Source organism: Curtobacterium flaccumfaciens, assembly GCF_013359815.1.
Classification (GTDB): Bacteria; Actinomycetota; Actinomycetes; order Actinomycetales; family Microbacteriaceae; genus Curtobacterium; species Curtobacterium flaccumfaciens.
Genome location: NZ_JABMCF010000040.1, coordinates 559,286 through 578,118, shown reverse-complemented (window position 1 = coordinate 578,118; position 18,833 = coordinate 559,286). Strand labels below are relative to the sequence as shown.

General features: G+C 70.6%; 20 protein-coding genes. 3 read left to right on the top strand and 17 right to left on the bottom strand.

Annotated features, from left to right (window positions below; translation table 11 throughout):
• Positions 1-69: 69 nt before the first annotated feature.
• The 16 genes from HP445_RS16560 to ybaK all read right to left on the bottom strand — a co-directional run bounded on the left by HP445_RS16560 (position 70) and on the right by ybaK (position 16,248).
• The gene (locus HP445_RS16560) at positions 70-417 is read right to left on the bottom strand and encodes a rhodanese-like domain-containing protein (RefSeq protein ID WP_071403840.1); all 348 of its coding nucleotides are present in this window, start codon (positions 415-417) and stop codon (positions 70-72) included.
• Positions 417-1,421, bottom strand: coding sequence for a protein translocase subunit SecF (gene secF, locus HP445_RS16555; protein ID WP_071403841.1), 1,005 nt, complete (start codon positions 1,419-1,421; stop codon positions 417-419). Before secF ends, HP445_RS16560 begins: the two co-directional genes overlap by 1 nt.
• Positions 1,421-3,172 carry a protein translocase subunit SecD gene (secD, locus tag HP445_RS16550; protein ID WP_110860016.1) on the bottom strand — a complete coding sequence of 584 codons (1,752 nt, stop codon included), beginning with the start codon at positions 3,170-3,172 and terminating at the stop codon, positions 1,421-1,423. Before secD ends, secF begins: the two co-directional genes overlap by 1 nt.
• Before the next feature lie 91 nt (positions 3,173-3,263).
• Positions 3,264-3,665, bottom strand: coding sequence for a preprotein translocase subunit YajC (locus HP445_RS16545; protein WP_111024399.1), 402 nt, complete (start codon positions 3,663-3,665; stop codon positions 3,264-3,266).
• 90 nt (positions 3,666-3,755) lie between these two features.
• Positions 3,756-4,799, bottom strand: a complete 1,044-nt coding sequence (gene ruvB, locus HP445_RS16540) for a Holliday junction branch migration DNA helicase RuvB (protein WP_071403843.1) — start codon at positions 4,797-4,799, stop codon at positions 3,756-3,758.
• Positions 4,796-5,416: a Holliday junction branch migration protein RuvA gene (gene ruvA, locus HP445_RS16535; RefSeq protein WP_128779918.1), complete on the bottom strand. Its 621-nt coding sequence runs from the start codon at positions 5,414-5,416 to the stop codon at positions 4,796-4,798. The genes ruvB and ruvA overlap by 4 nt, the downstream gene beginning before the upstream one ends.
• Positions 5,413-6,060: a crossover junction endodeoxyribonuclease RuvC gene (gene ruvC, locus HP445_RS16530; protein ID WP_035808297.1), complete on the bottom strand. Its 648-nt coding sequence runs from the start codon at positions 6,058-6,060 to the stop codon at positions 5,413-5,415. The genes ruvA and ruvC overlap by 4 nt, the downstream gene beginning before the upstream one ends.
• A gap of 2 nt (positions 6,061-6,062) precedes the next feature.
• Positions 6,063-6,830, bottom strand: coding sequence for a YebC/PmpR family DNA-binding transcriptional regulator (locus HP445_RS16525; RefSeq protein ID WP_017887357.1), 768 nt, complete (start codon positions 6,828-6,830; stop codon positions 6,063-6,065).
• Positions 6,831-6,949: 119 nt separating this feature from the next.
• On the bottom strand, positions 6,950-7,561 hold the full coding sequence (gene pdxT / locus HP445_RS16520) for a pyridoxal 5'-phosphate synthase glutaminase subunit PdxT (RefSeq protein WP_111030092.1): 612 nt from the start codon (positions 7,559-7,561) through the stop codon (positions 6,950-6,952).
• On the bottom strand, positions 7,551-8,471 hold the full coding sequence (gene pdxS / locus HP445_RS16515) for a pyridoxal 5'-phosphate synthase lyase subunit PdxS (protein WP_017887361.1): 921 nt from the start codon (positions 8,469-8,471) through the stop codon (positions 7,551-7,553). Before pdxS ends, pdxT begins: the two co-directional genes overlap by 11 nt.
• 13 nt (positions 8,472-8,484) lie before the next feature.
• On the bottom strand, positions 8,485-9,138 hold the full coding sequence (locus HP445_RS16510; RefSeq protein WP_241660358.1) for an HIT family protein: 654 nt from the start codon (positions 9,136-9,138) through the stop codon (positions 8,485-8,487).
• Positions 9,138-11,159, bottom strand: coding sequence for a threonine--tRNA ligase (gene thrS / locus HP445_RS16505; RefSeq protein WP_110863745.1), 2,022 nt, complete (start codon positions 11,157-11,159; stop codon positions 9,138-9,140). Before thrS ends, HP445_RS16510 begins: the two co-directional genes overlap by 1 nt.
• 123 nt (positions 11,160-11,282) lie before the next feature.
• Positions 11,283-11,825, bottom strand: coding sequence for an adenine phosphoribosyltransferase (locus tag HP445_RS16500; RefSeq protein WP_017887364.1), 543 nt, complete (start codon positions 11,823-11,825; stop codon positions 11,283-11,285).
• Between the two features lie 171 nt (positions 11,826-11,996).
• Positions 11,997-12,230 (bottom strand): hypothetical protein, encoded by a 234-nt coding sequence (locus tag HP445_RS16495; protein ID WP_128779916.1) that lies wholly within the window; start codon positions 12,228-12,230, stop codon positions 11,997-11,999.
• Positions 12,231-13,059: 829 nt separating this feature from the next.
• Positions 13,060-15,666: an ATP-dependent Clp protease ATP-binding subunit gene (locus HP445_RS16490; protein ID WP_128779915.1), complete on the bottom strand. Its 2,607-nt coding sequence runs from the start codon at positions 15,664-15,666 to the stop codon at positions 13,060-13,062.
• Positions 15,667-15,762: 96 nt separating this feature from the next.
• Complete coding sequence (ybaK, locus tag HP445_RS16485) at positions 15,763-16,248, bottom strand: Cys-tRNA(Pro) deacylase (protein WP_071244681.1); 486 nt, start codon at positions 16,246-16,248, stop codon at positions 15,763-15,765.
• 66 nt (positions 16,249-16,314) lie between these two features.
• On the opposite strand from ybaK, the gene HP445_RS16480 reads away from it, so the two are divergent.
• Positions 16,315-16,608: a hypothetical protein gene (locus tag HP445_RS16480; RefSeq protein WP_110863747.1), complete on the top strand. Its 294-nt coding sequence runs from the start codon at positions 16,315-16,317 to the stop codon at positions 16,606-16,608.
• A gap of 61 nt (positions 16,609-16,669) precedes the next feature.
• A complete protein-coding gene (locus HP445_RS16475; RefSeq protein ID WP_128779914.1) occupies positions 16,670-17,407 on the top strand; it encodes a YidC/Oxa1 family membrane protein insertase in 738 nt (245 codons plus the stop codon).
• On the opposite strand, the gene HP445_RS16470 is transcribed toward HP445_RS16475, so the two are convergent.
• Positions 17,404-17,619, bottom strand: coding sequence for a hypothetical protein (locus HP445_RS16470; RefSeq protein WP_027465592.1), 216 nt, complete (start codon positions 17,617-17,619; stop codon positions 17,404-17,406). The genes HP445_RS16475 and HP445_RS16470 overlap by 4 nt on opposite strands.
• A gap of 375 nt (positions 17,620-17,994) precedes the next feature.
• Between HP445_RS16470 and HP445_RS16465 the strand changes: the two genes are divergently transcribed.
• Positions 17,995-18,627 carry a hypothetical protein gene (locus HP445_RS16465; RefSeq protein ID WP_128779913.1) on the top strand — a complete coding sequence of 211 codons (633 nt, stop codon included), beginning with the start codon at positions 17,995-17,997 and terminating at the stop codon, positions 18,625-18,627.
• Positions 18,628-18,833 lie beyond the last annotated feature (206 nt).

The window sequence follows — 18,833 nt, the reverse complement described above, 5'->3', positions numbered from 1 at the left end:
GATGCGCCTCCCAGGACTCGGTCCGAGAGCTCGATCCGAGCTCGATCCGACAAGACTACGCGTCCCCGGTCAGTGCCCGTGACGCGGTTCGCCCTGGGCGTCGCGCTCCACCGGGGCCCCCGCCTGCTCCCAGGCGAGCATGCCGCCGGAGAGGTTGACGGCCGGGACCCCCGACTGCTCGAGCGCCGCGACGATGCGCGACGAACGGCCGCCGGAGTGGCAGACGATGATGGCCGGCTGGTCGCCGCCGTCGATCTCCTGCCAGCGGTCCACGAACTCCGACATCGGAACGAGCGTGGCCTGGGGAGCGTGGACCTCGTCCCACTCCCCCTGCTCGCGGACGTCGAACAGGCGGGCTCCGGCGTCGATGCGGCGCTGGGCCTCGGCAACGTCGATCTCCTGGATCTCGATGGGCATCAGACGTTCGCCTCCGCTGCGTCGACCTCACGCCGGCGCTTCTCGGCCGCCGCGGTCTTCTTGGCGTCGGACTCCTTGATCTTCGGCTCGTTCTCGCGCAGCTGCGCGTACATCGGCGACGCGATGAAGATCGTCGAGTAGGTGCCGACGATGATGCCGATGAACAGCGCGAGCGAGATGTCGCGCAGGGTACCGGCGCCGAGCACGTACGACCCGATGAAGAGGATCGCCGCGACCGGCAGCAGTGCCACGACCGAGGTGTTGATCGATCGGACGAGGGTCTGGTTGACCGCGAGGTTGACCGACTGCTTGAACGTCCGGATCGATTCCTGCGCGGTGTTCTCACGCACCTTGTCGAAGACCACCACGGTGTCGTAGAGCGAGTACCCGAGGATCGTCAGGAAGCCGATGACCGCCGCGGGCGTGACCTCGAGCCCGACGATGCCGTACACGCCGGCCGTGATGAGCAGGTCGTGCAGCAGCGCCGCCATCGCGGACAGCGACATCTTCCAGGTGCGGAAGTACAGCGTCATGAAGACCGCGGCGAGGGCGAGGAAGATCACGAGACCACGGATGGCCTGCGCGAGCACGTCGGCACCCCACGTCGCGCCGATGAAGGTCGCGGCGACCTGGCTCTCCGGGACGTCGTAGGCCTTCGCCAGGGCGTCCTGCACCTCGGTCGTCTGCCGGTCGGTGAGCTGCCCGGTCTGGACCCGGATGCCGTGCGTGCCGAGCTGCGAGACGCGCGGGATCGACTCCGGGACGACGTCCTCGACGGTCTCGGTGGCGATGTTCTGGTCGAGCGTCTTGACGTCGGAGATCGTGAACTCCGAGCCGCCGGTGAACTCGATGCCGAGCTGGTACCCGCCACGGAGCCACGGGGTGACCAGGGAGATCAGGATCATCGCGAGGGCGATGAGGTACCAGGTCTTCCGGCGCCCGATGATGTCGTACGACCGCTTCCCCGTGTAAAGGTCGCTGCCGAACTGGCTGAAGCTGGCCATCAGTCGTCCTTCCCGTCCGGCGTCGAGCCGTTGTCGCCGGAGGCCTGCTGGGCCTTCCGCTCCGCGATCGTCTGTCGGCGCTGTGCCTCACCGGCACTGCGCTGGCGCTTGCCGTCCACGACGGGTGCGCGGAACTGTGCGCGCCCCCGGTAGACGGCACCGAGTGCTGCCGGGTCGAGACCGCTGAACCGGTGCCCCTCGCCGAAGAACCGGCTGCGGGCGATGAGCTGCATCATCGGGTGGGTGAAGAGCGCGACCACCACGATGTCGATGAGGGTCGTGAGGAGCAGCGTGAACGCGAAGCCCTTCACGTCGGCGACCGCGAGCACGTAGAGCGTCACGGCGGCGAGGAAGTTCACCGCGTCGGACGCCAGGATCGTGCGGAGGGCACGCTTCCAGCCGGACTCGACCGCGCTCTCGAGGGCACGGCCGTCACGGAGTTCGTCACGGATGCGCTCGAAGTAGACGATGAACGAGTCCGCCGTGATGCCGATGGCGACGATCAGACCCGCCACACCGGCCAACGAGAGGCGGTAGTCGACGCGCCACGACATGATCGCGATCACCAGGTAGGTGAGCACCGCGGCGATCCCGAGCGACAGCACGGTGACGAACGCCAGGGCCCGGTACTGGATGACCGAGTAGATGATCACCAGGATCAGACCGATCAGACCGGCGACGAGGCCACCGATGAGCTGCGCGGTGCCGAGCGTCGCCGAGATGTTCTCGTTCGACTGCACCTGGAAGTTGATCGGCAGCGCACCGTACTTGAGCTGGTCCGCCAGGGTCTTCGACGACTCGGCCGTGAACGACCCGGTGATCTGCGCCTTGCCGTTCGTGATCGCGGAGTTCGTCGTCGGTGCGGTGATGACCGAACCGTCGAGCACGATCGCGAACTGGTTCTGCGGCTGCTGGAGCGAGACGAGACGGTTCGTGACGGTGCGGAAGTCCTTCGAGCCCTCGCCGTTGAACGTCAGGTTGACGGCCCACTGGCCCGTCGACGTGCCCTGCGAGTCGGTGGCGAGACCCGAGGTGGCGTTGCTGATGTCGGCACCGGAGACCTCGACCGGACCGAGGATGTACTTCCCCGCGCCGTCCTGGTCACACGTGACCAGGGGCTCGTCGTCCGGCGCCGTGGTGACGTCGTCCGGAGCCGCGCAGTTGTAGTTGGTGTACAGGTCCTGCAGCTTCGGCGTGACCCAATTCAGGTCGCTCGCGTTCGTCGGCTTCGCGCTCGGCGTCGCGGCGAGCGAGGCCGGCGGCGAGTACGGCGTGGCCGATGCGGTGCCCTTGCCGTCGTCACCGACGGCGGAGTTCGTCGCGGCCTCGGTGAAGAGCACCGGGCGGAAGGTCAGCTTGGCGGCTGCCTCGATGCGGTCGATCGTGGCCTTGTCGGGGCGACCCGGGATCGAGACGACGATGTTGTTCGCGCCCTGGGTGTTGATCTCGGACTCGGAGACACCGGTGGCGTCGATGCGCTGGCGGATGATGTTCACCGCCTGCTGCAGCTGCTGCGAGGTGACGGAGTCGCCCTCGGTGTTCTGCGCCGCGAGGGTCAGCTGCGTGCCGCCCTGCAGGTCCAGAGCCAGCTCCGGCACCCAGCTCGCGCCCTGGTACCACTTGTCGGTGTCGTCCTTCGAAGAGCCGGCGAGGATCGACGCGGCGGTGTTCACGCCGGCGAGGATCGCCATCAGGATCACCAACCAGGTGAGCGAGCGCAGCGCCTTCTTGACGGGTGTCGATCGTGCCACCGGTCGTCTCGTCTTTCTGTTCAGGACCGTCGGCACACCGTGCGACGGCAGAGGGAAGCCGCCGGGTCAGACGACCCGGCGGCCGAGGGCGTCAGTCGTCGGACTTGCGCTTCGTGGCGTCGGTCTCGTCGACGCGGTCGGTGTCGACACGCTCACCGTAGACCGGCTCACCGTTGAGCTCGGCCACCGGCTTCGGCTCGTCCTCGGTGGTCGTGGTGGTCTCGACGTCGGACGCGTTGTCGTCGACGACGCGCGACAGGGTCTGGCGGTGCACGGTGACGACGGTCCCCGGTGCGATCTCGACGTCAGCGGTGACCTTCTCCTCGTTCACGGAGAGGAGCGTGCCGTAGAGGCCGAAGGACAGCATGACCTTGGCACCCGGGACCATCTTGTCCACGAGTTCGGCCTGCTGCTTCTTGCGCTTGCGGCTGTTGTAGAACATGAAGGCCGCGAACGCCACGACGATGACGATGAGGATGACTTCTTGACCCATGATGCGTTGCCTTCTCTGGTTGCTCGGTTTCGGGCCGTAGCAGTCTAGGGCACGCCGGTGTCCGTGGCATGTCACTCGACTGATCGGCGTTCAGTCGTCGGTGTCCTGGTCGTCGAAGAGCCCCGGCTGCCCGCCGTCGGCCTGTCCGGGAGTGAGGCCGAGGTGCCGCCAGGCACGTGGTGTGGCGATGCGCCCACGGGGCGTGCGCGTCACGAGACCGACCCGGACGAGGAACGGTTCGACGACCGACTCGATCGTCTCGGACTCCTCGCCGACGGAGACGGCGAGGGTGTTCAGACCGACCGGGCCCCCGTCGAACCGGGTCAGCATGATCTCGACCACGGCCCGGTCGAGCCGGTCGAGCCCGAGTTCGTCGACGTCGTACAGGTCGAGTGCACCCTGGACCGCGGCCATGCCGTCGGTGGTGCGGTGCACGAGGGCGTAGTCGCGCACCCGGCGGAGCAGGCGGTTCGCGATGCGCGGGGTGCCCCGGGAGCGTCCGGCGATCTCGCGCAGGGCGGTCCGGTCGATGTCGAGTTCGAGCAGGTGGGCCGCACGGATCAGGACCTGCTCGAGCTCGTCCTTCTCGTAGAACTCGAGGTGGGCGGTGAACCCGAAGCGGTCGCGCAGCGGGTTCGGCAGCAGGCCGGCCCGGGTGGTGGCGCCGACGAGCGTGAACGGTGCGAGGTCGAGCGGGATGCTCGTGGCACCCGCACCCTTGCCCACCATCACGTCGATGCGGAAGTCCTCCATCGCCAGGTAGAGCATCTCCTCTGCCGAGCGGGCCATGCGGTGGATCTCGTCGATGAACAGCACTTCGCCCGGGACCAGGGACGACAGCACGGCGGCGAGGTCACCGGCGTGCTGGATCGCCGGGCCACTCGACATGCGCAGCGGTCGCCCGGTCTCGTGCGCGACGATCATCGCGAGCGTGGTCTTGCCGAGGCCGGGAGGACCCGCCATCAGGATGTGGTCGGGCGTGCGCTCCTGCATGCCCGCGGCCTTGAGGAGCAGGTCGAGCTGCCCGCGGACCTTGCGCTGCCCGACGAACTCGTCGAGCGAGCGCGGCCGGAGCGCGCCTTCGAACGCGAGTTCCTCCTGCGACTCGGCGCCGGCGGACGTGATGCCGCTCACCGGCCGGCTGCCGCGGGTCGGAGTGCGCCGAGGGCGGCACGGAGCAGGGCCTGGGTGCCCATCGCGGCGGCACCGGGCTCGTTGGCGACGGCGTCGTCGACCGCGGACTGTGCCGCGTCCTCGCGCCAGCCGAGGCCGATGAGCGCCGAGACGACGTCGACCGCGGCGGGGTGCACTGCGGTCCCCCGTGCTGCCGCGACCACGGCGGCCTGCTCGAAGGCCACGAGCTTGCCGGAGAGCGCGACGATGATGAGCTTGGCGGTCTTCGGGCCGATGCCGGAGACCTTGCGGAACGCACCGTCGTCCTCGTTCGCGACGGCGTTCGCGATCTGCGCCGGGTCCATGTGGGCCAGGACGCCCATCGCGGACTTCGGGCCGACGCCGGAGACCCCGCGGAGCAGGTCGAACACCTGCAGCGCGTCGGTCGACTCGAACCCGAAGAGCAGGTGCTCGTCCTCGCGCACGATCATGGCGGTCCGCACGAACACCTCGGACCCGTGGCGCATCGTCAGCGCGTGCGCGGGGGTCACGGTGACGGCGTACCCGACTCCCCCGACCTCGATCACCACGGCCGTACCGGCGATGTCGATGCAGGTGCCCCGGAGACTCGCGATCATGCTCCGAGCCTAGGGCCGCCCACCGACGACGCCGACCTGCCACGCTGCGGGCGGGCCGCGGCGGCCGCCGCGCGGGCCAGCGGCGAGTCGACGGTGCCGCCCTGGGCGTCCCGCCAGGCGCGCTGTGCCGGCGTGAGGTTCGTGGCACGCGAGCCGGCGGCGTCGGGTGATCCGAGCCTCCAGGCATGGCACACGGCCAACGCGAGCGCGTCGGCGGCGTCGGCCGGCTTCGGGGCCTCGTCCAGACCGAGCACGCGCGCGATCATGGTCTGCACCTGACGCTTGTCGGCGTTGCCGTAGCCGGTGACGGCGGCCTTGACCTCGGAGGGGGTGTGCAGGCCAACGGGCAGGCCGCGGGCGGCCGCGGCGTGCAGCGCCAGGCCGGCGGCCTGCGCGGTGCCCATCACGGTGCGGACGTTCGCCTGCGCGAACACCCGCTCGACTGCGACCGCATCCGGGTGGTGCTCGTCGATCTCGGCGGCGATGCCGTCGGCGATGCGGAGCAGCCGCTGTTCGAGCGGCATGTCCGGCGGGGTGCGCACGACCGTCACGTGGACGAGCCGTGCGCGCCGGTTCGGTGCGACCTCGACGACGCCGACGCCGCACCGGGTGAGCCCGGGGTCCACCCCGAGCACACGGAGCACGGTTACTCGCCCTCGTCCTCGTCGAGCTCGGCCTGGACGTCCGCGGGGATGTCGAAGTTCGAGTAGACGTTCTGCACGTCGTCCGAGTCCTCGAGCGCGTCGATCAGGCGGAACACCTTGCGGGCGGTCTCGGCGTCGACCGGGACCTTGAGACCGGGCACGAACTCGGCGTCGGCGGAGTCGTAGTCGATGCCGGCGTCCTGCAGGGCGGTGCGGGCGGCGACCAGGTCGCTCGCCTCGGTGATGATCTCGAAGCCGCCGCCCTGGTCGATGACGTCCTCGACACCGGCGTCCAGCACCGCGGTCATCACGGTGTCCTCGTCGAGGCCGTCGGTCTTCGTGACCGAGATGACGCCCTTGCGCGAGAAGTTGTAGGCGACGCTGCCCGGGTCGGCCATGGTGCCGCCGTTGCGCGACATCGCGGTCCGGACCTCGGCCGCAGCACGGTTCTTGTTGTCCGTGAGGCACTCGATGAGCATCGCGACGCCGTTGGGGCCGTAGCCCTCGTACATGATCGTCGTGTACTCGATGGTCTCGCCCGTGAGACCGGCACCGCGCTTGACGGCGCGGTCGATGTTGTCGTTGGGGACCGAGGTCTTCTTCGCCTTCTGCACGGCGTCGACCAGGGTCGGGTTGCCGGACATGTCGGCACCGCCCATCTTCGCGGCGACCTCGATGTTCTTGATCAGCTTGGCGAACGACTTGGCACGGCGCTGGTCGATGACCGCCTTCTTGTGCTTGGTCGTTGCCCACTTGGAATGCCCGGACACGGTTCTCCTTGCGTATTGCGGAAAGTCCCGCTCAGTTTAGCGGCCCTGTGGGCCGAACACCGGCCTGGAGGCGCGGCGCGGCTTCCGTCCCGCCGGTGCGGCGGGTGGGCGGTCACGCCTCAGGCGCTGCGCACCAGGTCGAGGAACCGGCGGTGGAAGCGGTCCTCGCCCGCGACCTCGGGGTGGAACGCACTCGCGATGACGTTGCCCTGCTGCACGGCGACGACCTGGCCGTCGGGCAGTGCGCCGAGCACGTGGACGTCGTCGCCGCGCTGCTCCACGACGGGGGCCCGGATGAACACCGCGTGCACCGGGGCCTCGCCGAGGTCGGGCATCGGGATGTCGATCTCGAACGAGTCGTTCTGTGCACCGAACGCGTTGCGGCGCACGGTGGTGTCGAGCACGTCGAGGGTCTGCTGGCCGCTGATGCCGTCGGTGATCCGCGACGACAGCATGATCATGCCGGCGCAGGTGCCGTAGGTGGGCAGGCCACCGCGGATCGCGTCGGCGAGGGGCTCGGCGACACCGAACGCGCGGGACAGCTTGTCCATCACGCTCGACTCGCCCCCGGGGATCACGACACCGTCGAGGGTCTCGATCTCCTCCGGGCGACGGAGGGGCACCACGTCGGCGCCGAGCTCGGTCAGCGAGGCGATGTGCTCGCGGAAGTCACCCTGCAGCGCCAGGACCCCGATGCGGGGCCGAGCGCCGCTCGTCGGACTACCAGCCACGCTCGGCGAGGCGGTGCGGTGCGGGGACGTCGGCGACGTTGATGCCGACCATCGCCTCGCCCAGACCACGGGACACCTCGGCGATGACCTTGGGGTCGTCGTGGAAGGTCGTCGCCTTGACGATCGCGGCGGCACGCGCTGCCGGGTCGCCGGACTTGAAGATGCCGGAACCGACGAAGACACCGTCGGCGCCGAGCTGCATCATCATGGCGGCGTCGGCCGGGGTGGCGACACCACCGGCGGTGAAGAGGACGACGGGGAGCTTGCCGGTGCGGGCGACTTCCTGCACGACGTCGATCGGGGCCTGGAGCTCCTTGGCGGCGACGTAGAGCTCGTCGTCACGCAGGTTGCGGAGCGCCGCGATCTCCTTGGTGATGGTGCGGATGTGCTTGGTGGCCTCGGACACGTCACCCGTGCCGGCCTCGCCCTTGGAACGGATCATGGCCGCGCCCTCGGTGATGCGACGGAGCGCCTCGCCCAGGTTGGTGGCACCGCAGACGAAGGGGGTGGTGAACTTCCACTTGTCGATGTGGTTCACGTAGTCGGCCGGCGACAGCACCTCGGACTCGTCGATGTAGTCGACGCCGAGCTCCTGCAGCACCTGCGCCTCGACGAAGTGGCCGATGCGTGCCTTCGCCATGACGGGGATCGACACCGCGGCGATGATCTCCTCGATCATCGAGGGGTCGGACATGCGGGCGACGCCGCCCTGCGCACGGATGTCGGCGGGGACGCGCTCGAGGGCCATGACGGCGGTCGCACCGGCTTCTTCCGCGATGCGGGCCTGCTCGGCGTCGACGACGTCCATGATCACGCCGCCCTTGAGCATCTCGGCGAGTCCGCGCTTGACGCGGTCGGAGCCGGTGATCGAGGTGCCAGGGGTGCCGGAGGTGCTGGTGCTGTCGCTCATGATGCCGACCAGTCTAGTGCGCCCGGGGCCACCCGTCGGCGACGAGTCGACGGGTCTCGCCGAGCAACTGCGACATCGACTTCGTCCGGGCGATGATCGGGAAGAAGTTCGCGTCCGACTGCCACCGCGGGACGATGTGCTGGTGCAGGTGTGCGGCCACGCCGGCACCGGCGACCTCGCCCTGGTTCATGCCGATGTTGAAGCCGTCGCAGTGCGAGACCTCGCGCAGCACCCGCATCGCGGTCTGGGTCAGCTCGCCGATCTCGCGCAGTTCGTCAGGAGTCGCCTCGTCGTAGAGCGGGACGTGCCGGTACGGGCAGACGAGCAGGTGCCCGTTGTTGTACGGGAACAGGTTGAGCAGCACGTAGGCGTGCTCACCGCGGGCCACGATCAGGGCGTCCTCGTCGGACTTCCGCGGGGCTTCGCAGAACGGGCAGTCGTCGTCGTGCCCGCGTCCCCGGCCTTCGCGGCCGGCGTCGATGTAGGCCATCCGGTGCGGGTTCCAGAGCCGCTGGAACGCGTCCGGGACGGCTGCACCGGTGGCCGCGTCGCGGATCACCAGCGGATCGGTGTCCGCGCCTTCGGAGCCCGCGGCGGCCGTGGGGCCGGTCACGTCGTCGACGTGACCGGTCCCCGGGACCTGCTCCGGGCCTCCCGACTGTGCCATCAGACCTGCGTGCGCTCGCGGATCGCGGTGAGGATGCGGTCCACGGCCTCGTCGACGGGCACCGCGTTGTCCTGGCGGCCGTCGCGGAAGCGGAAGCTGACGGCGCCGGCGTCACGGTCGTCGCCGCCGGCGATGAGCTGGAACGGCACCTTCGCCTTGGTGTGCGTGCGGATCTTCTTCTGCATGCGGTCGTCCGAGTGGTCGACCTCGGCGCGGACGCCGTGCGCGCGGAGCTTCGCGATGACCTCGTCGAGGTAGTCGCCGTACTCGGCCGCGACCGGGATGCCGACGACCTGGACGGGCGACAGCCACGCCGGGAACGCGCCCGCGTAGTGCTCGGTGAGGACCCCGAAGAAGCGCTCGATCGAGCCGAACAGCGCGCGGTGGATCATCACCGGACGCTGGCGCGAGCCGTCGGCAGCGGTGTAGTCGATGCCGAAGCGCTCGGGCAGGTTGAAGTCGAGCTGCACGGTCGACATCTGCCAGGTGCGACCGATGGCGTCGCGGGCCTGCACGGAGATCTTCGGGCCGTAGAACGCGGCGCCGGCCGGGTCCGGCACGAGCTCGAGACCGGACTCCTCGGCGACCTGGCGCAGGGTCTCCGTCGCGACGTCCCAGACCTCGTCGTCACCGACGTACTTCTCCGGGTCCTTCGTGGAGAGCTCGAGGTAGAAGTCGTCGAGGCCGTAGTCGCGCAGGAGCGAGAGCACGAACGCGAGGGTCGTGGTCAGCTCCTCCTTCATCTTCTCCTGCGTGGTGAAGATGTGCGCGTCGTCCTGGGTCAGGCCGCGCACGCGGGTGAGGCCGTGGATGACGCCGGACTTCTCGTTGCGGTACACCGTGCCGAACTCGAACATCCGGAGCGGCAGGTCGCGGTAGGAGCGGGGCTGCGACCGGTACGCCAGGATGTGCATCGGGCAGTTCATCGGCTTGAGGTAGTAGTCGGCGCCCTGCCGGGTGACGTTGCCGTCCTCGTCCTTCGCCTCGTCCATGTGCATGGCCGGGAACATGCCGTCCTTGTACCAGCCGAGGTGCCCGGAGGTCTCGAACAGGTCGCCCTTGGTGATGTGGGGCGTGTAGACGAACGAGTAGCCGTTCTCCTCGTGCCGACGGCGCGAGTAGTCCTCCATCTCGCGGCGGATGATGCCGCCCTTCGGGTGGAAGATCGCCAGGCCGGAACCGATCTCATCGGGGAACGAGAACAGGTCGAGTTCGGCGCCGAGCTTGCGGTGGTCGCGCTTGGCGGCCTCCTCGAGGCGCACCAGGTACGCCTTGAGCTGGTCCTTGTCGGGCCAGGCGGTGCCGTAGATGCGCTGCAGCTGCGGGTTCTTCTCGGAGCCGCGCCAGTACGCAGCGGCGACGCGCATGAGCTTGGCGGCGTTGCCGATCCAGCGGGTGTGCGGGACGTGCGGGCCGCGGCAGAGGTCCTGCCAGAGCACCTCGCCCGACTTCGGGTCGACGTTCTCGTACACGGTGAGCTCGCCGGCACCGACCTCGACGCTCTCGCCGGAGTCACCGTCGGACGCCGCACCCTTGAGGCCGATGAGCTCCTGCTTGTAGGGCTCCCCCGCCATCAGCTCGCGTGCCTGCTCGTCGGTGACGACCACGCGACGGAAGCGCTGGGCTTGCTTGACGATGCGGTCCATGCCCTTCTCGATCGCCTTGAGGTCTTCGGGGGTGAAGGGCTCGGCGACGTCGAAGTCGTAGTAGAAGCCGTCGGTGACGGGCGGCCCGATGCCGAGCTTGGCGTCCGGGTTGATCTGCTGCACGGCCTGCGCCAGCACGTGGGCTGCCGAGTGCCGCAAGATGTCGAGCCCGTCCTGCTCCTGCAGGGTGACGGCCTCGGCGGTCTCGCCGGCCTGCACGTCCGCCGCCAGGTCCTTCAGGACGCCGTCGACGCGGATCGCGACGACGCCGCGCTCACCGTCGAAGAGCTCGGTGCCGGTCGTGGTCGTCGTCGCGGTCCGGGGCTCGGGTGCCTGGGGAAGCTCGGCGGGCGCGGGTGCGACTGACTCGGTCACGATGATGGGACTCCTCGATCGAAATGGTGCGTCAAGACTAGTGCGAGACGTGCTCGCGTGCGGACGCCAGGGACGCGCCTGTGGAGAGAACGGATGCCGCCCCGACCGCGCGGTTGCCCGCGCTCAGGCCGGGACGGCGCCGAGCGTCGCGACGGGCAGGCGCGGCTCGAGACGCTCGCGCCCGTTCAGGCCGTCGAGCTCGAGCAGGGCGGCGAACCCGATGGCCTGGTAGCCGGCGCGTTCGAGCAGGGTGATGGTCGCAGCGCCGGTCCCCCCGGTGGCCAGGACGTCGTCGACGACGAGCACCCGCGTGCCGGCCGGCAACTGGCCGGGGCGCAGTTCGAGTTCGGCCTCGCCGTACTCCAGGGCGTACTGCTCGCTGAGGACCTCGCCGGGGAGCTTGCCCGCCTTGCGCACGGTGAGCACGCCGACCTGGTGCTGGGCGGCGATGCCCCCGGCCAGCGCGAAGCCGCGGGCCTCGATGCCGGCGACCGCGTCGAACCCGGCTCCGACCGCGAACGGTGCCGCGAGTGCTTCGCACACGCGGCCGAACGCGACGGCGTCCGAGAACACCGGCGTCACGTCACGGAAGAGCACCCCCGGCTTCGGGAAGTCCGGCACGAGGGCGGTGAGGCGTTCGACGAGTGCAGCTGCGGTTTCGGTCACCCGCCAACGGTACGGGAGGCCCGGGGTGCGTCCGGACGCCCCGCACGGTGCGAGGGGTGCCCGGCATGGTGCGAGGTCCCGGACGTGGTGCCACCCCGAGGGGCGGTCACCGAGTGCGGAACCTCGCACCATGCGTGCGAGCGTGTGGCGCCGGCGCCGCAGCGCCACGGGTCAGCGCCACATTCGCATGGCGGCGCCCTGGGTGATCCAGTCGGCCTCGCGCTGCTGGCGCTCCCGCTCGAGGCGGGCCAGCGTGGCGAGGTCGACCTCGGGCCGCTCCTTGCGGGTGCGTCGGCTCCAGATGATGAGCGACATCCCGACCCGGAGTGCGATGCGGTCGGCGAGTGAGACCCGGCGGCGCACCGCGCGGGTATCGGGTGGACGGGTGGTGGTCTTCGTGGTCACGGTGTTCCCCTTCAGGGCACGGCAGAGCTGCCCGGGTGTCGGGCAGGACGAATCCGCCCGGGTTGCGGGCAGCAGGAATTGAATGCGTGAGAATGCACTCCGGGATGGTCCGGAAATGTTCGGACAACGATCGCGGAATGCTCGTCGACACCGAGAGCGTCGCACTGTCCACCGACATTGTTCCGGCGTCGTCCGCGCAGATCGGACGGCTTGCATCAACGAGCCGTCGAGCCGTTCAGCGGATGAACGAACCGGTGCTGCACGAGCCTGATCGGCTCAGTGCACGGTGCCCGGAGGCACAGGTGTCAGGAGAGTGGGACCCTCCGGGTCAGCGGACGCGGAACGGGGTACCGACGCGTCCACGGATTCCACGGAACGGAGTGGTTGCGGAGATCATCATGGTCGGCCCCCTTTCGGTCTCGAGCTGGCGGAGTCGTCCGGGTCGAATGTTCGACCGTTCGCGACGAGTGAACACTATCGGCACCGCAATTCGGAGCGCAACCCCTTTTCCGGAAAACGTCCGGAATTGCATTCCCGAACAGGCTGATCACGGTGCGAGGTTGGTGTTCTGGTGTCGACTCGCCGGCTGTGTGCCGAGTTCCCGTCGCGCACCGGCGCCGGGCCTCCCGGCTGCACCGTGCGCCGCCGGCGGACCGGTGGCAGCTTGCGCGCTCGGTGCCGGATCGCAGGCGCGCACGGTGCGGGCAACCTCGCACCGCGTGACGGAGCACGCACGGTGCGCGGCGGCGGCGCGCACCGCGGCGGTCCGCGCACGCCGAAGGCCCGGTACCGAATCGGTACCGGGCCCTCGTGTGTGCGTGCGACCGGACTAGACCGCCGCGTGCTCCGCGACGCTCGCCGTCAGGGCATCGCCCTCGACGTCGATCCGCACGGTGTCACCCGCGGTGACCCCGCCCTCGACCACCAGGGTCGCGATGCGGTCGTCGACCTCGCGCTGGATGAGCCGACGGAGCGGGCGGGCGCCGTACTCCGGTTCGTACCCGTGCTCGGCGAGCCAGTCGACCGCCGCGTCGGACACCGACAGGAGCATGTCCTGTGCGACCAGCCGGAGCGCCGTGTCCTGCAGCAGCAGCGACACGATCGACGCGATCTGGGACCGGTCGAGCTTGCGGAACAGCACGATCTCGTCGATGCGGTTGATGAACTCGGGCCGCATCGCCTCGCGCAGCTTGCCCATCACGCGGGCCCGCAGGTCGTCCTCGGCGTAGCCGTCCGTCGCACCGACCGGGGAGAACCCGAGTGCGCCCGAGCGGGAGGCCAGGAACTCCGAGCCGATGTTCGACGTCATGATGACGACCGTGTTCCGGAAGTCGACCGTCCGCCCCTGCCCGTCGGTGAGCCGGCCGTCGTCGAGGACCTGCAGCAGCAGGTTGAAGACGTCCGGGTGGGCCTTCTCGACCTCGTCGAGCAGGATCACCGAGTACGGGTTGCGGCGGACACGCTCGGTGAGCTGGCCGGCCTCGTCGTAGCCGACGTACCCGGGAGGGGCACCGACCAGGCGGGACACGGTGTGGCGTTCGCCGAACTCGCTCATGTCGAAGCGGAGCATGGCGGACTCGTCACCGAACAGCGACGACGCCAGGGCCTTCGCGAGTTCCGTCTTGCCGACGCCCGTCGGGCCGAGGAACAGGAAGCTGCCCACCGGACGACGCGGGTCGCCCATGCCGGTCCGGCTGCGCCGCACCGCCTTGGCGATCGCCCGCACGGCGTCGTCCTGGCCGACGACGCGGTCGTGCAGCTCGGACTCGAGCGCGGCGAGCCGCGTCTTGTCGGCCGAGCCGAGGCGGGTCACCGGGATCCCGGTGGCACGGGACACCACGGCGGCGATGTCGGCCTCCGTGATCGACGTGTCCGCGGATTCCTGACGGGAGGGGCGGGTTGCGTCCGCCGACGAGGCGGCGGTGATCCGGGCCTCCAGTCCGACGATCTCGTCACGCAGGTCGGACGCTTCCTCGTAGTGCTCCTCGGCGACCGCGCGGTCCTTGCGGGCCGTCAGGTCGGCGACCTGGGCACGCAGTGCCTCGACGTCGACGTCGCCCGACAGGGCGAGGCGACGGCGTGCACCGGCCTGGTCGATGAGGTCGATGGCCTTGTCCGGCAGGTGCCGGTCGGTCACGTAGCGGTGCGAGAGCTCGACGGCGGCGCGGAGTGCCTCGGGCGTGTAGCCGACGCCGTGGTGCTCCTCGTAGCGCGGGGCGAGGCCGGTCAGGATCGCGACGGCGTCCTCGACGTTCGGCTCCCTCACCGTGACGGGCTGGAACCGGCGCTCGAGCGCGGCGTCCTTCTCGATCCGGCGGTACTCGTTGAGCGTCGTCGCGCCGACCAGGTGCAGGTCGCCGCGGGCGAGCCGGGGCTTGAGGATGTTGCCGGCGTCCATCGAGCCGCCCTCGCCGCCGCCACCGGCGCCGACGACGGTGTGGAGCTCGTCGACGAAGACGATGAGCTCGTCGGCGTGCGCCGCGATCTCGTCCATCGCCTTGGTGAGGCGCTCCTCGAAGTCGCCGCGGTAGCGGGTGCCGGAGAGCATGCCGGGCAGGTCGAGTGCGACGACCCGCTTGCCCTGCAGCAGGGCGGGGACGTCACCGTCGACGATGCGCTGGGCGAGGCCCTCGACGATCGCGGTCTTGCCGACGCCGGGCTCACCGATCAGCACCGGGTTGTTCTTGGTGCGGCGGAGCAGGATCTCGACGGTCTGCTCGATCTCGTCGGCGCGGCCGATCACCGGGTCGACGTGCCCGTCACGGGCGCGCTCGGTCAGGTCGGTGCCGAACTGGTCGAGCGTCGGGGTGTCGCTGTCGGTGGCCTGGTCAGTGCCGACGGCGTCGTTCGTTCCGGGCATGGGACGCCCCTCTCGTGCTGCTGCCGCGGCCTGCTGGGCGTAGTCCTGCATGACCTGCGGGGTGATCCCGGCGCTGGCGAGCAGCTGGCCGGTCACGGTCTCCTGGTCCATCACGAGCGCGAAGAAGACGTGCTCGGGGTCGGTGTAGGTGCTGCCGAAGCCCCGCGCTGCCTGCGTCGCCTCGACGAGGATGCGCTGGGCGGTGCCGGTCAGTGCCGGGCGGCCGGGCTGCTCGGCCAGTGGCTCGTGCGCCATCGGCAGGCGCTGCTCGATCTCCTCGGCGAGTCGCTGGGGGTCGACCCCGGCGGAACGCACGACGGCGTCGAACGGTTCGGTGCGGACGAGCACCTGCAGGATGTGCAGTGCGTCGATCTCGCGCTGCCCCTGCGCGACCGCGTACTCGGCGGTGTGCTGGAGCAGCTCGTGGGTCCGGCGGCTGAGCAGCCGGGTGATGTCGACCGGTCGACCGAACGCGCGGACGCGCTGCTGGTCACCGGTGCGCTGTGCCGCGAGCAGGCGGGCGAGGAACTCGTCGAACGAGTCGTTGCTACCGGTCGGGCCGAACGTCTCTGGCAAAGGGACCTCCTGGGGAACTTGAGTGCCTTCGACTCAATGCAACGCAGGAGGGCTCGGGTCATTCCCGGGTGCCGAAAAAACTTGCGGCGACTCGACTCAGGTCCGCGCGATGGGTGCGGCGACCGCCTCGGTGATCCGCGCGAGGTCCGTCGGTGCCACCTCGACGTCGAAGCCGCGACGTCCGCCGGACACGAAGATGCTCGCGTACGACAGCGCCGACTCGTCGAGCACGGTGCGGAGCCGGGTCTTCTGGCCGACCGGACTGATGCCGCCGACCACGTAGCCCGTGCGCTTCTCGGCGAGGGCGGGATCGGCCAGCGTCGCCTTCTTGCCCCCGACCGCGGCGGCGATCGCCTTGAGGTCGAGCCGGTTCGCCACCGGCACGATCGCGACGGCAAGGGTGCCGTCGACGGAGACGACGAGGGTCTTGAAGACCTGCTCCTCGCGTAGCCCGAGGGCGGCGGCCGCCTCTTCTCCGAAGTTGGTGGCGCTCTCGTGGTGCTCGTACACGTGCGGCGTGTACGGGACCCCGGCCGCCTCGAGCGCGACGGTCGCTGGGGTGCTCGGCGAACCTGCGGTCATGCCGTGATCCTCCCCCGCCGCACCTTCCGGTCCTCGACGGCACGCGGGCGTTACGCTGAACGGACCATGACCGCCGTCCTGCTGCTGCTCCGCGCCACCGCCGCGCTGGTGCTCGGCGACCCGGCCGCCGGGGTGCTGCCCCTGCTGGCCGTGGCGGCACTCGGGCTGACCGCCGTCGCCGTGACCGTCGTCGTCGCCCGGCTGCTCGTCGCGGTGCTGGCGGCCGTCCTCGGGGTCGGCTCGGCATCCGTGTCGGATCGGTCGGCGGTGCCCGACCTGGTCACCCGGATCGGGTGGAGCCACCCCGACGCCGACGGGCACGTCCGCTCACGGGCGCCGGGGGTCGCGACCCCGGCCTGACCACCGACCGGTGGCCGGGCCGCTCGCGCACCCCGCTGACCCACCACCGATCGGAACCGTCATGGACCTGTCCACCCTGCCCCTCGTCGGCCCGCTGCTGCACGGCGGCGCGGACCTCGTCGCCGCCCTCACCGCGGCGCTCTCCCCAGTCGCCGGCTCGTTCGCCGCGGCGATCGCCGTCGTGCTCCTCACCCTGGCCGTCCGCCTGGTGCTCGTCCCGCTGTCCGTGCTGCAGGTGCGGGCCGAGCGCGACCGTCGGCGCCTCGCACCACAGCTCGCGGCGCTGCGGAAGCGGTACGGCCGCGACACCCAGCGCCTGCAGCGGGCGATGCAGCAGCTGTACACCGACGAGAAGGTCTCGCCGCTGGCCGGCTGCCTGCCCGTCCTGGCGCAGGCGCCCGTCGTGTCGCTCGTCTACGCCCTGTTCACGCACGCCTCGATCGGCGGCACCACGAACGCCCTGCTGGAGGCGACGCTCGTCGGGGTCCCGCTCGGCCACTCGCTCGTCGTCACCCTGACGTCGCCGCTGTGGGTGCACGCCTGGGTGGTGCTGGTCCTGCTGGCGGTGCTCGCGGTCGTCGTCGAGCTCAGCCGCCGGTCGAATGCCCATTGGAACCCGGTGCCGGCACCGGAACCGGGCGTCCCCGGAGCCGCCGCGACCGCCGCCGTGGGTCGGTACGTGCCGTTCGTCACGGTCGTGTTCGCGGCGATCGCACCGCTCGCCGCCGCGCTCTACGTCGTGACGAGTGCGATCTGGACGTACGGCGAACGCGCCGTGCTGCGCCGGGTGGTCCGCTAGCCGCCCTGGCCCTCCTGCTGCGGTCCCTGGTCGACCGGGTCGTACTCGGTGCCGCGGCCCTGCTCCTCGTCGGCGGTCGGCACGTGGCGTTCCGTGCCGGCACCGCCGGGGCTGGTCGCGACGTAGTCGGCCTCGCCGGACTGGGTGTCGTGGCTCAGCGGCTCGAGGGTCTCGGCGTCGGCGTCGTGCTGCGGCATGGGGTCGGTGCTCATGCACCACGCCTACTCCCTCGTTCTGGGTGCGCGCGCACGGCTCGGCGGTGCCACGATGGACCTGTCCACGCGACCGGCAGAGCGGGAGTGCGCATGGCCCACGATGACGTGGCAGCGGAACGGGCACGGCTCGAGGCCGTCGCCTGGGGAGCAGGATCGAGCCCGGCGGACGCGGCGCGCGCCCGGATCGCGCTGCAGGACCTGGAACGCGGACGACGACCCCGCGTGCGTGCGGGGTCGACGGCGCGGGATCCCCTGCCGGGAGGCCCGGGTCCGGTCCGGACGTTCGTCCCGTCCGCGAGGCGGTCGGGTCCAGGGCACGCGTCCGTGCCCAAGCAGGCGCCCGCGCCCGGTCCCGTGTCCTCGCCCGCCGGCATGGCTGCCGTGCCTGCCGGAGCCGACGTGCCGGAGGCGGCCGACGGCGGTGGGGGCGACCACGTCGACGACGCGCGGGGCGACGGCGGGGACGAGCCGGGCCTCCAGGCAGTGCCGACCGAGCGATCGCGGTGGGGGCGGTGGCTGTGGACGGAGCGACCACGCGCCTGGATCGCGGGCGGCGCGGCTGCGGCGGTGGGTGTCGCGTTCGCCGCCGGGACGCTCGTCGGGACCGCGCAGCCCGACGTCGCCGCGGCGCCGAGTGTCACGCCGACGGCGGGGACGGTGACGCTCGAACAGCTGCTCGACGTCCCGCAGACGTACGCCGACCAGCTGCCGGGGCCGGTCGCTGCGCCGGTGAGCCTGCACACGACGCGACTCGTCTTCACGAACCGGGCGCTCGACGGCGGGACCGCCGAGACCCCCTGGAACGTCTGGGCCGGCATCGGGACCGACCGGTCGACGATCTGTCTCGTGGCGACGGCGGACCGCATCGAGTCGTCGACGGCGTGCTTCCCGCGGCAGGCGGCGCTGCACGGATCGGTGTCGATGTCGGCGCAGTCCAGGAGCGGCACGTTGACGATCGAGCTGCGCGGCGGCGGCGTCCAGGGCCGGGTGACGAACGAGTACTGAGCGGCGACGGTGTAGCTGAGTGTTTCGTTGGAGCGCTCCGATGTATTTGCTGGATGCCCTCGCGAGAGTCGTTCCATCGTGCAACACTGGATGAGCGCACTCGTCGTGGAGTCGTACCCACATCATCCACATCCGCCAGCGAGCGCGCCCCGCAGACCCTCCCGGTCACCGCCGTCAGAACGATCGGCATCGTCGCGCGCTCCACC

What these genes read in the sequence shown, in the direction of transcription:
- ruvA (WP_128779918.1), bottom strand. Translation starts at nt 5,416, where the DNA reads ATGATCGCGAGTCTCCGGGGCACCTGCATCGACATCGCCGGTACGGCC.
- HP445_RS16560 (WP_071403840.1), bottom strand. Translation starts at nt 417, where the DNA reads ATGCCCATCGAGATCCAGGAGATCGACGTTGCCGAGGCCCAGCGCCGC.
- pdxS (WP_017887361.1), bottom strand. Translation starts at nt 8,471, where the DNA reads ATGAGCGACAGCACCAGCACCTCCGGCACCCCTGGCACCTCGATCACC.
- HP445_RS16510 (WP_241660358.1), bottom strand. Translation starts at nt 9,138, where the DNA reads ATGGCACAGTCGGGAGGCCCGGAGCAGGTCCCGGGGACCGGTCACGTC.
- secF (WP_071403841.1), bottom strand. Translation starts at nt 1,421, where the DNA reads ATGGCCAGCTTCAGCCAGTTCGGCAGCGACCTTTACACGGGGAAGCGG.
- HP445_RS16545 (WP_111024399.1), bottom strand. Translation starts at nt 3,665, where the DNA reads ATGGGTCAAGAAGTCATCCTCATCGTCATCGTCGTGGCGTTCGCGGCC.
- HP445_RS16470 (WP_027465592.1), bottom strand. Translation starts at nt 17,619, where the DNA reads ATGAGCACCGACCCCATGCCGCAGCACGACGCCGACGCCGAGACCCTC.
- HP445_RS16475 (WP_128779914.1), top strand. Translation starts at nt 16,670, where the DNA reads ATGGACCTGTCCACCCTGCCCCTCGTCGGCCCGCTGCTGCACGGCGGC.
- HP445_RS16465 (WP_128779913.1), top strand. Translation starts at nt 17,995, where the DNA reads ATGGCTGCCGTGCCTGCCGGAGCCGACGTGCCGGAGGCGGCCGACGGC.
- HP445_RS16480 (WP_110863747.1), top strand. Translation starts at nt 16,315, where the DNA reads ATGACCGCCGTCCTGCTGCTGCTCCGCGCCACCGCCGCGCTGGTGCTC.
- ybaK (WP_071244681.1), bottom strand. Translation starts at nt 16,248, where the DNA reads ATGACCGCAGGTTCGCCGAGCACCCCAGCGACCGTCGCGCTCGAGGCG.